This is a genomic window from Aliigemmobacter aestuarii, assembly GCF_004799285.1.
Lineage (GTDB): Bacteria > Pseudomonadota > Alphaproteobacteria > Rhodobacterales > Rhodobacteraceae > Aliigemmobacter > Aliigemmobacter aestuarii.
On sequence record NZ_SSND01000002.1, the window covers coordinates 86825 to 100169 of the forward strand.

The window sequence follows — 13345 nt, forward strand, 5'->3', positions numbered from 1 at the left end:
CGGGCTTCGACTGCGGTTTGACGAAATCCGCCTCGCCGCCGACAAAGGGCTTTTTCGTTCCGGTCGTCCTCTTGTGCGCCATGAACCCGCTTTCCCTTCCGAAGCCCGCAGGATACCTGCCCCGGGCGGGGGAAGGCCGACCGCAACCGAAGACGGCAAGGGGTCTGCCGCGGGGGCCGTATCTGCGGCCACTCACCCCCCGGCCTGCGGAACCTCAAGACGGTCGCCCAGCATGTCCGCCAGCGCCTGAAGCGCCGCTTCGGCCCCCTCGCAGCGATCAAGACGGATCGTTACCGATCCGGCGAAACCGAAGCGCGATACCCTGGCCGGGCGGATCGTGACCTCAAGCCCGGTCGCGGTGCGGATGATCCGTTCCACCGCATCTTCGGCACCCAGATCCTCGTCGTTCAATTCGAACCAGATCGGACCGCCGCCCATGGGCTGGCGGAACAGGGCATAGCCGTCCTCGTCGGCGGTCACGAAGCCCACGAACCGCAGCCCGTCCTCATCTGCCACGGTCGCATAGGCCGCCTTGATCGTGATGTCGGCCATGTGCCCGCCCCTTCAACCTGATCCAAATACCCCCGCCGGAGGCCCGAATTTTCGCAGAAAATTCGACGCCCCGTACGTCTGTCAGGTCCACTTTGCCACGGGCGGAAGGCTCATCAGCACCGCATCGGCGTTGTGGCCGGTTTCCAGCCCGAACTTCGTGCCCCGGTCGTAGACAAGGTTGTATTCGGCATAAAGCCCCCGGTGGATCAGCTGCGCCTCGCGGTCGGCCTCGGTCCAGGGGGTATTCACCCGCCCTTCCGTCACCGGCAGAAAGGCGGGCAGGAAGGCCCGGCCCACATCCTGGGTGAAGGCAAAATCCGCCTCCCAGTCGCCGGTGTTGAGATCGTCATAGAAGATCCCGCCCACGCCGCGCGCCCGCCCGCGGTGCGGCACGAAAAAGTATTCGTCCGCCCAAGCCTTGAACCGCTCGTAATAATCGGCGGAATGGGCATCGCAGGCGGCCTTCATCTGCGCATGGAAATGCGCCGTATCCTCGGCGTATTCGATACAGGGGTTCAGGTCGGCACCGCCGCCGAACCACCAGGCATGCGGCGTCCAGAACATCCGGGTGTTCATATGGACCGCAGGCGTATGCGGGTTGACCATATGGGCAACGAGGCTGATGCCGCTGGCCCAGAACCGCGGATCGCTGTCCATCCCCGGAACGCCGCGCGCGGCCATCGCCTTTTGCGCGCGCGCGCCCAGAACCCCGTGCACGGTCGAGATGTTGACGCCGACCTTTTCGAACACGCGACCGCCGCGCATCACGCTCATCAACCCGCCGCCGCCGTCATCCCCGCGGTGGGTTTCCGACACCTCGAACCGGCCGGGCATGCCGGTGCCGAAATGATCCTCGAGCCCCTCGAAGGCGGTCACGATCTGGTCACGCAAGTCGCGGAACCACGCGGCGGCACGGGCCTTGCGGCTGTCAAAATCCTCGGTCATCGGCGCCTCTCCTCCCGGTCGTCCGACATGGCCTAGCATGACGGGGCGGGCGCTGCCACAATGTGTTTTGCATCGGGGCAGGCCGGGGCCTAGAATAGCCCCCTGACCAGAGGTGCCCCATGAAACGAGCCCTGTTTCTGATCCTTGGCATGGGCCTTGCGGCCTGCGGGACGCCGCAGCAGCAGTGCATCGCCGCCGCCACCCGCGACCAGCGCGTGCTTGACCGCCTGATCGCGGAAACGGAACGCAACATCGCCCGGGGCTATGCGATCGAGCAGGTCACGATATCGCGCCCGGTCGTGCTGGATTGCACCCCGCGCCCCACGGCGGCGACCCCGAACCCGGTACCCCGCACCTGCCTGCGCGACGGCAGCTACACCGTGAACCGGCCGCAGGCCATTGACCTCAACGCCGAACGGGCGAAGCTTGCCTCGATGGTGGCCAAGCGCCGCGACCTTGCCCGGCAGGCCGAAGCCGCCATCGCGCAATGCCGCGCCACCTACCCCGAATAGCCTGGGCGTGACCGATCAGAAGGCCGGGGCCGCGACCGCGTCAAGAAGCCCCCGCCCCCCGTCCACCGTGACGACCTGCCCGGTCATGAAGCCTGACGCGTCCGAGGCCAGGAATTGTACCGTTTCGGCCAGTTCCGCCGCCGCCGCGATCCGGCCAAGCGGCGTTCCGGCGGCGATCACCTCGCGATAGTCGGGCTGGTCCTTCAGCATCTGCTGCAAGCCCGCGCTCATCACCGAACCGAAGGCCACCGCATTGACACGAATGCGGTTCGGGGCCAGCGCCACCGCCAGCGACCGCGTCATCTGGTCCACCGCCGCCGTCGCGATGGAATAGCCCAGCAGGCCCGGCTGCGCACGATGCGCGGCAATCGACGACAGGTTGACGATGGCACCCACGGGGCCGTCGCGGCCATCGGCCTCGGCCTGCGCGATCATCCGCCTGGCTGTCATCTGCGACAGGCGCAGGCTGGTCATCAGGTTCTGCCGCAGCATGGCCTCGACCCCGTCGCCCTCGGGGTCCAGCGGATCAGAGACCTGCATCTGCCGGCTCGCGTTCACCAGGATGTCGATCCGATCGAAAGCGTCGACCGTGGCCGACAGCAGGTTCGCCACCGTCAGCTTCTGGCACAGGTCGCCCGCGAACATGCGGACCGGGCCTTCGCCCCGCGCCTCGTCGCCCAGTTCCGCATCCAGCCGGTCCTCGTCGATATCGGCGAACATCACGTTCGCCCCCTTGTCAACGAAGTGCCGCGCAATGGCGAGACCGATGCCATTGGCGGCCCCGGTCACGATGGCGGTCTTGCCTGCGATGGAAAGGGACATGGGCGTTCTCCTATCGGCGGCGCCGGATCGGGCGGGCGGCACGGGTCAGGCGAAAGGCGGAATCCCCGCCGATTTCAGCGACATCCTGAAACAGCTCTTTCAGGGCGCGGTCATAGGGGAGATGGCGATTGGCCACGAGCCACAGATCGCCTTCGGGCGAAAGCATCCCCGCCGCCGCGCGCAGGAAGGCGACACCCAACGCCGGATCGGCATCGCGCCCGGCATGGAAGGGCGGGTTGCAGATGACATGGTCGGCATGGCCGTCGGCGCGGTATTCGGTGGCATCCGCCCAATAGAACCGGGCACGGGGATCGGTCACGTTGACCCGCGCGCAGGTCAGCGCGGCATGATCGGCCTCGACCAGATCAAGCCGCTTCACGCCCTTGCGGGCCAGCACGGCCCGCGAAAGAAAGCCCCAGCCCGCCCCCAGATCGACACTGTAACCCGGCAGGTAATCGGGCAGCGCCGCCGCCAGCAGGACCGATCCGCGATCGGGGCCATCGGCGGAAAACACACCCGGCACGGTGCGGAACCCACCCTCGACCTCGCGCGGCATTGCCGTCCAGTCGGCCAGTTCCGGACCGGCGACGAAGGCGAAGGTCTTGCCGTGTGCCTTCGAGATGGGCTCGGTGACCGGCAGGCGCGCCCGCAGGTCGCGCAACACGCCCTCGACGCCGTCCGTCTTGAACCCGTCCACGATCACCGGCGCCCCGTGCGGCAACGAGGCCGCAGCCTCGGCCAGCATGGCGCGGGCCTGTTCCTTGGACCTTGGCAGCATGACGACGGCAGCCGACGCGCCTTCGACCGGGCCTTCCGCCGCCATGTCAAAACCCATGGCCGAAAGCCTGCGATGATCGGGGAAATGGCCCTGCACCGCCTTCACCCGCGTCTTGTCGAAAGCCGCCATATCATCGGCATCATGCGGGCCGTAGACGGCCAGCGCACCGGTCGCGGGCAGCGCAAGGGCGCCGGTTTCCAGCGCAAGGGAAAGGCGGGTGGATCGCATGGGATATCCGGGCGGCCGACCTGCGGCCTACTCCTTTTCCATCGTGCATTGCAGCGGGTGCTGATGGCGGCGCGCGAAATCCATCACCTGCGCCACTTTCGTCTCTGCCACCTCGAACGAAAAGACGCCGACCACGGCCAGGCCCTTCTTGTGGACCGTCAGCATGATCTCGAACGCCTGCGCATGGCTCATGCCGAAGAACCGTTCCAGCACATGCACGACGAATTCCATCGGCGTGTAATCGTCGTTCAGCAGCAGCACCTTGTACATCGGCGGGCGCTGCGTGCGCGTTCTGGTCTTGGTCAGGACCGCCGGATCACCATCCCGCCCGCCATCTTTATCGGACATCTGGAAGGGGCGATCTGTCACCGGTCGGGGCTCCGTTAAGGCGGGATTCGATTGAGCTTGTTACGCGCGATACTATAGCGGTTTTTGACCGGGCGAAAAGGGGCACCGCCCTTGCATGCCCCGTGGCGTCGCGCGACAGTGCCGCGACGCGCCGCGACAGATGGACGACAGGATGACACTGACCCCGCGCCACCGCACCCTGACCACGATCGGCTTCGACGCCGACGATACGCTGTGGCAGAACGAAACCTTCTTCCGGATGACGCAGGACCGCTTCACCTCGCTTCTGTCGGATTATGCCGATCCCGACCACCTGCACGACCGGCTTCTGGCGGCAGAGCGGCGCAATCTGGGGCATTACGGTTTCGGCGTGAAGGGATTTGTCCTGTCGATGATCGAGACGGCGATCGAGGTGACGGCGGCGCGCGTTCCCGCCGCCGTCATCGCCGAGATCATGGCCGCCGGACGCGAGATGCTGGAACACCCGATCGAGCTTTTGCCTCATGCCCGCGACGCCGTGGAAAGCCTTGCCGCCGAGTTTCGCGTGCTGCTGATCACCAAGGGGGACCTGCTGGATCAGGAACGCAAGCTGGCGCAATCCGGGCTGGGCGAGCTGTTCGACGGGGTCGAGATCGTGTCGCACAAGACCGCCGAGGCCTACCGGCGGATCTTCCATCGTCATGGCGAAGGCCCGGACCGTGCGATGATGGTGGGCAACTCGATGAAATCCGATGTCTTGCCCGCGATCGAGGCGGGGGGCTGGGGCGTCTTTGTGCCGCACGGGCTGACCTGGGCGATCGAAGAGGCCGACGCCCCCGAGGGCCACCCCCGGTTTCACGAATTGCCGGACCTTGGTGGACTACCGGAAATTGTGTCTTCTCTGGTCGAGATCACAACATAAGGTGGCAGCCCGCCGGCCTCGGCAAACCCGCCACACCTGAAGACCGGACCCAAACCCATTGAAACAAGGGGCTTTTCCGCAGCGCCAGGTTTGTGCTAGCCTGATCAAAGCAGAACAAGCCCCAACAAAAAAAGTGGGGCATCAGAGGCAGGTCGAAAAGGGGCAGTGTCGTGACACGGCTACTCGGGCAGGGCGCCCGCATTTTCACATTGATCGCCGGGCTTTTCCTTGTTGCGGCCTGTTCGTCAGGCCCGTCCGGGGCAGCCCCCTATGCCGCGCTGGTCATGGATGCCCGCACCGGCGAGGTGCTGCACGCCAAGAACGCCGACACCCGCCTGCACCCGGCCTCGCTGACCAAGATGATGACGCTCTACATCGCCTTCGAGGCGATCGAACGCGGCGAGATCTCGCTTGATACGATGGTGACCGTCTCGAAGAACGCGGCGAGTGAACCGCCCTCGCGCCTGGGTCTGAAGGCCGGCCAAAAAATCGCGCTGCGCCACCTGATCCGCGCCGCGGCGATCAAGTCGGCCAACGATGCGGCCACCGCGATCGGCGAAGCGGTCGGAGGCTCCGAGGCGAAATTCGCCGCACGGATGAACCGCACCGCCAAGGCCATCGGGATGAAGAATTCCACCTTCAAGAACGCCCATGGCCTGACCGAAAGCGGGCATCTTTCGACCGCGCGCGACATGTCGATCCTCGGACGGCGACTGTTCTTCGATTATCCGCAGTATTATAACATCTTCTCGCGCCGGACGACGGATGCGGGGATCGCGCAGGTGTCGAACACGAACCGCCGTTTCCTTGACGCCTATGAAGGCGCCGACGGGATCAAGACCGGCTATACCCAGGCTGCGGGTTTCAACCTGACCGCCTCGGCGCAGCGCGGCAACAAGCGGATCATCGCCACTGTCTTCGGCGGCGCCTCGACCGCGGCACGCAACGCGAAGATGGCCGACCTTCTGGATATCGGCTTCCGTTCGGCCCCGAATTCCGCGCCAGTGAACGAACCGGCCCCGCCCGTCTATGCCGCCGACCCGGAAGCCGAAGCCATCGGGCAGGATGTCATCGCTTCGGCCGACAGCGACAGCCGGTCGGTCGGCAAGACCATCCGTCTGGTCACCGCGCCGACGAAATCGCCCCGCCCGCAGCATCGCCCGACGGCGGTCGATCCGAACGCAGCGGCCGAAGTGGTTGTGGCCATGCAGGACAGCATCGCCGGTGCGCTGGCCGCAGCGGTGGAGCCTGAAACGGCTGCCGCCGAACCCGGGCAACCTGTCGCCGTTACCGAAGTCGCGGGATTGAGTGCAGCGATCACCCCCGAACCGCGCCCGGAGGCCCTGCTGGAACCCGCAACCGAGGCCCCGGCGGAAGCGGCGGTCGAGGTCGTGCCCACCGAACTGGCCGAGGTTCCCGCAACCGCCGAGACGCCCGCACCTGAAAGCCCCTTCGCCATGGCATCGGCCGAAACCGAGGCTCTGGCCGCGTTTGACCAGGCGGACGCCGCCAACGTGCAACTGGCGGCCATGACCGTCGTCAGCCCGCGCCCGGAACCCAAGCCCGAAAAGCTGCGCCAGATCATCCACACGGCGGCCCCGATGGGCCCCGTCCTGGCCGAGGCCCCCACCCCCGAACCCACCGCCATCGTCACCCGGATTTCCACCTCGGGCGGGCGTCATTGGGGTGTGAACGTGGGGCGCTTCACGTCGCGCGGGCAGGCCGAACGGGCGCTGATGCAGACGGCGCTGGCCGAAAGCGCGACGCTGAACAACGGCCTGCAGAAGGTGGTGCAGAAGGGCGGCAAGTTCGATGCCAACTACATGGGGCTTACGCAGGAACAGGCCGACCTGGCCTGCCGCCGCCTGCAGGCCCGTGGCACCCAGTGCTTTACCATCGGGCCGTGACGCAGCACCCTTGAACATCCCCGGCCGTGGCGGCACTCTGCCCCGACCGGAGGTGCCCATGACCGAACCCAAGCCCGATTTCGTCCTGCCCTGCCCGCCCCAGCCCAGCCTTCCGGTCGCGGGCCAGGCCGCGCGCTTTCCGGTCAGGCGCATCTTTTGCGTGGGCCGCAACTATGCCGAACACGCCCGCGAGATGGGTCACGACCCCGAGGCGGAGCCGCCGTTCTTCTTCACCAAGCCCGGCGATGCCATCGTGCAGCATGGCGCCACCATCCCCTTCCCGCCCGCCACGGCGGACCTGCACCACGAAGCAGAGCTTGTGGTCTGCTTGGCGACGGGCGGGGCCGACATTCCTGCGGAAGGCGCGCTGGCGCATGTCTATGGCTATGCCACCGGAAACGACCTGACGCGGCGCGATCTTCAGGCGCTGGCCAAGCAGGCGCGCAGGCCGTGGGACATGGGCAAGGCGTTCGACAATTCGGCGGTGATCGGCACCGTCCATCCGGGCCGCGACGTGCCCAAGGGGCGCATCCGCTGCCGCGTCGACGGCAAGGTGACGCAGGATGCGGACCTCGCCGAGATGATCTGGGACGTGCCCCATATCATCGCCTTCCTGTCGCGGATGGTCACGCTTGCGCCAGGCGACCTGATCATGACGGGAACCCCCGCCGGGGTCGGCCCCGTGACACGCGGCCAGACCTGCACGGTCGAGATCGACGGCATGGCGCCCGCCACCGTCACGCTTGGCTGAGTGCCCGGCCCGTCCGGTGACGGACGGCCGTTGCGGTCACGGCTTCGGACGGTCGTCCCAATCCTTGGTCAGGATGCGGTTCGCGTCGCCCTGAGGGTCGTCGAACTGCCCCTTCTTCAGCGCCCAGAAGAACGCCACCAGCCCGACACCGCCCAGAAACAGCGACACGGGGATCAGGATGGTAAGGATTTCCATGATGGGTGTCCTGTGGGTTACTTCAGACGCAGCGCATTGAGCGATACGGTAATCGACGACAGGGACATCGCCAAGGCCGCAGCCAGAGGCGTTGCCATACCGACCAGCGCCAGAGGCACGGCCACCACGTTGTAAAGCCCCGAGATCGCGAAATTCTCCTTGATCCGGCTGCGCGACTGGCGGCTGATCCGGACGGCATCGGCGATCGGGGCCATGTCCTTGCCCAAAAGCACGATATCCGAGGCGACCCGCGCCGCATCCAGCGCCGAGGCGGGCGAGATCGATACATGCGCCGAGGCCAGCGCGGCGGTATCGTTCAACCCGTCGCCCACCATCAGGACGCGCGCGCCTTCCGCCGTCAGATCGGCCACGCGGGCGGCCTTTTCGGCCGGAAGCGCGCCCGCCACCCATTCACGGATGCCCAGGCGTTCGGCCAGATCGGCCACCGCGCCTTCGGTATCGCCCGACAGAAGGATCACGCGCTTGCCCTGGCGGGCAAGGGCGCTGACCGCCTCTTCGGCACCGGGGCGCAGGCGGTCGGCGAAGGTGAAGGCGCGGGGGGCGCCTTCGCCCGTGCAAAGATAGGTCGCGGTGACCGGAAGCGCATCGCCCCCGCACCATTCGGCCCGGCCCAGACGGACGCGGGTGCCACGCCAGGTGCCCTCGACGCCAAAGCCCGGAACCTCGCGCAGGTCCTCGACCCGCGCCGGATGGATGCCCGCCGCGCGGGTGGCCTGCGCCAGTGCGGTGGCCAGCGGGTGCGAGGAAACCCCCGCCAGCGCCGCCACAACCTCAAGCGCCGCGCGCGGATGATCGCCCAGGTTCGTCGGTTCGGGCGCGCCCAGTGTCAGGGTGCCGGTCTTGTCGAAGACGACGGTATCGACCTCGGCCAGACGTTCCAGCGCGGTGCCGTCCTTGATCAACAGCCCCTTGCGGAACAGGCGCCCGCTGGCAGCGGTGACAACCGCAGGAACGGCAAGCCCAAGCGCGCAGGGGCAGGTGATGATCAGAACCGCGGCCGAGATGTTGATCGCATAGCGCAGGTCGCCGCCCGTCTTCCACATCCAGAACCCGAAGGCGGAGAAGGAAAGCAGGTGGACCAGCGGCGAATAAAGGCTTGCCGCCTGTTCGGCCAGACTGGTGTAGCGGGTCTTGGCGGCCTCGGCCACGGCGACGAGATCGGCCATGCGATGCAGGCTCGAATCACGGCCGGCGGCGGTGACGCGCACGGTCAGCGGTCCGGTCAGGTTGACCTCGCCCGCGGCAACGATGGTGCCCTCGCCCGCCCAGGCTGGCAGGCTTTCGCCGGTCAGAAGCGACCGGTCGATTTCCGAGGTGCCTTCGGTCACGACCCCGTCGACCGGCATCCGGCCGCCCGGACGCACCTTCACCAGGTCGCCGGCGACCAGTTCTGAAATCGGCACGACGCTTTCCTCGCCGTCCCGCATGAGCGTGGCGCGCGGCACTTCCAGCGCGGCCAGCTCTTCGGCCGCAGACCGGGCGACGGCGCGCGTCCGGTGATCAAGGTAACGCCCCGCCAGCAGGAAGAAGGTCAGCATCACCGCTGCGTCGAAATAGGCGTGATGGCCGGAATGGAAGGTTTCGAAAAGCGAGATCGACGACGCGAGGATGATCGCAAGCGAGATCGGCACATCCATGCCAAGGCGCCGCGCCTTCAACGAATTCCACGCACTGCGAAAGAAGGGTTGCCCGGCGAAGATCACCGTCGGCAGGGCGATGGCGGCGGAAATCCAATGGAACAGGTCGCGCGTCGCATCCTGCGCCCCCGACCAGACGGCGACCGACAGAAGCATGACATTCATCATGCTGAAACCGGCCACGCCAAGCCGCATCAGAAGGTCGCGGCCCTGCTTGTCCATCTCGGTCGCGGACAGAAGCCCCGCATCCAGTTCGTGCGCCTCATAGCCCACGCCCTTCAGCGCAGCGATCACCTGATCGACCGTGACCGAAGGATCGGCATCGACGGAAATCCGCCGCATCGTCAGGTTCATCCGCGCCGAACGGACGCCGGGAACGTCCTGCACCGCGCCTTCCGCCGTGGAAATGCAGGCCGCACAATGGGCGGCCGGAACGGAAAGCATCAGGCGCGCGTTGCGGCGCGCCGAAAGTTCGGCCAGCCGTTCGGCGGACGGGGCCACCGCACAGGCCGGACAGGCGGAGGGAGAGACATGCCCCGCATCCCCGGTGTCGATCCGTTCGACGGCGGTCATCCGGTCAGCCTTTCACGAAAAGGTCGATGCGCTGCTGAAAGGCCGTTCCGTCGGCCGCCCGCGCCTTGACATGCAGCATCCACTTGCCCGGCGCCAGCGCGACGGGGGCGGAATAGGCCCCGAGGTGCCGCACGAATTCAGGGCGGCGATCCTCATCGGCCATCGTGGTCCGCCCGACCAGGACGGACAGGTCCTGCACCTCGACCGGGGCGCCCTGCCTGTCCGAGAAGGTCAGCCGCAGTTCGCCCGCCGCCGCGTCATAATCATGCGCCAGCGTCCAGCCCAGCGATGCCTGCGCGGCGCGTTCGGCGTCGAATGTCTGGCTGGCGACGTAAGAGTTCTTCACCTCCAGCCCCGGGAAGGTGGATATCGCCTTCCACGCCATGACAACGTTGACCGCGATGATGATCCCGAAGGCCGTCACCGTGAAAATCAGAACCTTGCGTCCGGTGATTTCACCCATGGCTGTCACTGTCCTTTCCCGTTGAACACCGTGTCATGGTACACGCGGCTTGTGCCGCTGGCATCCTCGATCCACAGCCGGATGTCGGTGCGGTCGGTGCTGGCGGCTGGCGTGCCGGGCGCCGCTTCCACATAGACGCGGATCGCATAGGTTTCCTGCGCGCCGACCTCGACGGTGGTATCGTCCTCGCCTTCCAGCCGGATCGCCACCGGCGCCCCGGAAGTGACCGAAAGCGTATAGGCCACCGTATCGCCCTGCTTGTTGCGCAGGCGCACGTCATAGGTGTTGCGCACCGTGCCGTCCGACAGGGTCACGAAAGTCGGGTTGCGGACGGGCGAGACGTTGACGTCGATCGGCGACCGCAGGAACAGCGCCACGACAAGCGCGATGCCCACGGCCGACCACAGCGTGGTGTAAAGGATCGTCCGCACCCGGAAGATATGCTTCCAGACGGATTTCGGGTCTTTCCCCTCGCGTTCGCGGGTCTCGTCGGTCAACGCAAGATAGCCGATCAGCCCGCGCGGGCGGCCGATCTTGTCCATCATCTCGTTGCAGGCGTCGATGCACAGGCCGCAGGTGATGCAGGCCAGTTGCTGGCCGTTGCGGATGTCGATGCCCATGGGGCAGACGTTGACGCAGGCCATGCAGTCGATGCAGTCGCCGTTGCCCGCGGCCACACCGCCCTTGGACAGCTTGCCGCGCGGCTCGCCCCGCCATTCGCGATAGGCGATGGTGATCGTGTCCTCGTCCATCATCGCGGCCTGGATGCGAGGCCAGGGGCACGCATAGATGCAGACCTGTTCGCGGAAGAACCCGCCGAACAGGAAGGTCGTTGCCGTCAGCACGAAAATGGTGGTGTAGGCGATGGGATGGGCGGTGCCCGCCAGAAGGTTCGCCGCCAGCGTCGGCGCATCCGTGAAGTAGAACACCCAGGCGCCACCGGTCGCGAGCCCGATCAGCAGCCACAGCGCCCATTTCACCATCCGCTTGCGGAACTTCTCGAAATCCCATTTCTGCCGGTGAAGCCGCAGCCGCGCGTTGCGGTCGCCCTCGACCCAGCGTTCGACCAGGATGTAAAGGTCGGTCCACACGGTTTGCGGGCAGGCATAGCCGCACCAGACCCGCCCGGCGGCCGAGGTGAACAGGAACAGGCCAAGCCCGGCCATGATCAGAAGCCCCGCGACGAAATAGAATTCGTGCGGCCAGATCTCGATCATGAAAAAGAAGAACCGCCGGTTCGCCATGTCGATCAGCACCGCCTGATCGGGCAGCTGCGGCCCGCGATCCCAACGCAGCCAGGGCGTGATGTAATAGATGCCCAGCGTCACCGCCATGAGCCACCACTTCAGGGTCCGGAAAGCGCCCTTGACACGCTTGGGAAAGACCGGCTCGCGCGCGGCGTAAAGGGATTGCGGTTCGGTATCGGGACTAGTCACGGACTCTCTCCGGTTGGCGGCATTTTGGGCTGGTATGGCCTTTTGCGGCACGCTGAACATTGACCTGCATCAAAAATTGCATTCAGGATACAGCTATCAAATGCGGCATTTCGTGCGCCCGGACCCCGGGGCAGAAATGAAAAAGCACCGGCACCCCCAGGAAACGCGCGAACAGGATGGGGTGCCGGTGCTTGGCCCCAGACCGATAAGCCCAAGGTCAGGTTGAAGAATGCCGCGCCTTCCGGGACCGCACATTGACTTGAGTCAAATGAACGTGAGCTTTCGTGCCCCGGTCATTCTGTCGCAGGCCGGTCACCGGGGGGGTGCGGAAATGAAAACGGCCCCCGACGGGGGCCGTTTCCGACACGTTCGAGGCGTCGCTTATTCGCCGCCGCCCAGACCGTGGACATAGGCCGCCACGGCGCGGATCTGGTCTTCGCTCAGGCGCGCGTTCCAGTTCGGCATCACGCCGAAACGGGCGTTGACGACCGATTCCGTGACCGATGCGCGATCCCCGCCGTAAAGCCAGACCGCATCGCTCAGACGCGGGGCGCCCTGCGTCCGGTCGCCAGAGCCGTCTTCCATGTGGCAGGCGGCGCAGTTGTCGACGAACACCGTCGCACCGGCTGCCGCCTTGGCGGCGTCATGCTCTTGCCCCGAGATCTGAAGGACGTATTCCACGACCTCTTCGATCTGCGCGGTCTCAAGCAGCTGGTCGGCACCGAACCGGGGCATCTCGGAATAGCGGGCATCGCCATCCGTCGTGTTCCGGATCCCGTGCGTGACGGTGTAATGGATGTCCTCCATCGTGCCGCCCCACAGCCAGTCGTCATCCAGCAGGTTCGGGTAGCCGCCGGCCTGAACGCCCGCCGCACCGGAACCGTGGCACTGCGAACAATGGGTGCGGAACACCGCAGCCCCTGCCGCCGTCGCATACTGGTTCAGTTCCTGGTCGCCCGGAATGGCGGTCAGGTCGGCCGCGATCAGCTTGGCCTTGATCTCGGCATTGGCGTCGTCAAAGCGCTTGATCTCTTCGGCGACGGCCAGCCGGGTATCCCCGGCGGGGCTTTGGCCCCAGATCCCCTGCGTCGCACGCGACACCAGAGGCCATGCCGGATAGAGGATCATGTAGCCGATCGACCAGATGATCGTGACATAGAAGGTCCACAGCCACCAACGCGGAAGGGGGTTGTTGTACTCTTCAATGCCGTCCCAGGTGTGGCCTGTCGTCTCGACCTCGCCGGGCTTCGTCTTCACTTGCTTGGCGCACATGGTC

14 protein-coding genes are annotated in these 13345 nt (G+C 66.3%); 4 read left to right on the forward strand and 10 right to left on the reverse strand.

The annotated features are described in order from the left end of the window. Nucleotides 1–192 precede the first annotated feature (192 nt). Both E7811_RS09260 and hemF read right to left on the reverse strand, forming a co-directional pair. Entirely contained in the window at nt 193–552 is a 360-nt protein-coding gene (locus E7811_RS09260) for a hypothetical protein (RefSeq protein WP_136394360.1), read from the reverse strand. An 81-nt stretch (nt 553–633) separates the two neighbouring features. Further along, nucleotides 634–1497 (reverse strand): oxygen-dependent coproporphyrinogen oxidase, encoded by an 864-nt coding sequence (gene hemF / locus E7811_RS09265; RefSeq protein WP_136394361.1) that lies wholly within the window; start codon nt 1495–1497, stop codon nt 634–636. Nucleotides 1498–1616: 119 nt separating this feature from the next. Here hemF and E7811_RS09270 point away from each other — a divergent pair, with 119 nt between their 5' ends. After that, complete coding sequence (locus E7811_RS09270; RefSeq protein WP_136394362.1) at nt 1617–2009, forward strand: putative periplasmic lipoprotein; 393 nt, start codon at nt 1617–1619, stop codon at nt 2007–2009. A gap of 15 nt (nt 2010–2024) precedes the next feature. On the opposite strand, the gene E7811_RS09275 is transcribed toward E7811_RS09270, so the two are convergent. Genes E7811_RS09275 through clpS form a run of 3 tightly spaced genes read right to left on the reverse strand, consistent with a single transcriptional unit; the run spans nt 2025 to nt 4185 of the window. Beyond that, nucleotides 2025–2831: an SDR family NAD(P)-dependent oxidoreductase gene (locus E7811_RS09275; protein WP_136394363.1), complete on the reverse strand. Its 807-nt coding sequence runs from the start codon at nt 2829–2831 to the stop codon at nt 2025–2027. Between the two features lie 10 nt (nt 2832–2841). Further along, on the reverse strand, nt 2842–3837 hold the full coding sequence (locus E7811_RS09280) for a class I SAM-dependent methyltransferase (protein ID WP_136394364.1): 996 nt from the start codon (nt 3835–3837) through the stop codon (nt 2842–2844). A 27-nt stretch (nt 3838–3864) separates the two neighbouring features. Further along, nucleotides 3865–4185 carry an ATP-dependent Clp protease adapter ClpS gene (clpS, locus tag E7811_RS09285; protein WP_168732977.1) on the reverse strand — a complete coding sequence of 107 codons (321 nt, stop codon included), beginning with the start codon at nt 4183–4185 and terminating at the stop codon, nt 3865–3867. Nucleotides 4186–4357: 172 nt separating this feature from the next. Between clpS and E7811_RS09290 the strand changes: the two genes are divergently transcribed. The 3 genes from E7811_RS09290 (at nt 4358) to E7811_RS09300 (ending at nt 7744) form a co-directional block, all read left to right on the forward strand. Beyond that, a complete protein-coding gene (locus E7811_RS09290) occupies nt 4358–5086 on the forward strand; it encodes an HAD family hydrolase (RefSeq protein ID WP_136394366.1) in 729 nt (242 codons plus the stop codon). A 284-nt stretch (nt 5087–5370) separates the two neighbouring features. Continuing rightward, on the forward strand, nt 5371–6993 hold the full coding sequence (locus tag E7811_RS09295; RefSeq protein ID WP_136394721.1) for a D-alanyl-D-alanine carboxypeptidase family protein: 1623 nt from the start codon (nt 5371–5373) through the stop codon (nt 6991–6993). Nucleotides 6994–7051: 58 nt separating this feature from the next. Continuing rightward, nucleotides 7052–7744 carry a fumarylacetoacetate hydrolase family protein gene (locus tag E7811_RS09300; RefSeq protein ID WP_136394367.1) on the forward strand — a complete coding sequence of 231 codons (693 nt, stop codon included), beginning with the start codon at nt 7052–7054 and terminating at the stop codon, nt 7742–7744. 36 nt (nt 7745–7780) lie between these two features. Here the strand turns inward: E7811_RS09300 and ccoS are convergent, their stop codons facing one another. The 5 genes from ccoS to ccoP all read right to left on the reverse strand — a co-directional run bounded on the left by ccoS (nt 7781) and on the right by ccoP (nt 13341). Beyond that, on the reverse strand, nt 7781–7939 hold the full coding sequence (gene ccoS / locus E7811_RS09305; protein WP_136394368.1) for a cbb3-type cytochrome oxidase assembly protein CcoS: 159 nt from the start codon (nt 7937–7939) through the stop codon (nt 7781–7783). A gap of 17 nt (nt 7940–7956) precedes the next feature. Next, nucleotides 7957–10170 (reverse strand): heavy metal translocating P-type ATPase, encoded by a 2214-nt coding sequence (locus E7811_RS09310; protein ID WP_136394369.1) that lies wholly within the window; start codon nt 10168–10170, stop codon nt 7957–7959. Between the two features lie 4 nt (nt 10171–10174). Beyond that, nucleotides 10175–10633 carry a FixH family protein gene (locus E7811_RS09315; protein ID WP_136394370.1) on the reverse strand — a complete coding sequence of 153 codons (459 nt, stop codon included), beginning with the start codon at nt 10631–10633 and terminating at the stop codon, nt 10175–10177. Between the two features lie 5 nt (nt 10634–10638). Continuing rightward, nucleotides 10639–12069 carry a cytochrome c oxidase accessory protein CcoG gene (gene ccoG / locus E7811_RS09320; RefSeq protein ID WP_136394371.1) on the reverse strand — a complete coding sequence of 477 codons (1431 nt, stop codon included), beginning with the start codon at nt 12067–12069 and terminating at the stop codon, nt 10639–10641. A 381-nt stretch (nt 12070–12450) separates the two neighbouring features. Continuing rightward, the gene (ccoP, locus tag E7811_RS09325; RefSeq protein WP_136394372.1) at nt 12451–13341 is read right to left on the reverse strand and encodes a cytochrome-c oxidase, cbb3-type subunit III; all 891 of its coding nucleotides are present in this window, start codon (nt 13339–13341) and stop codon (nt 12451–12453) included. Between the last annotated feature and the right edge of the window lie 4 nt (nt 13342–13345).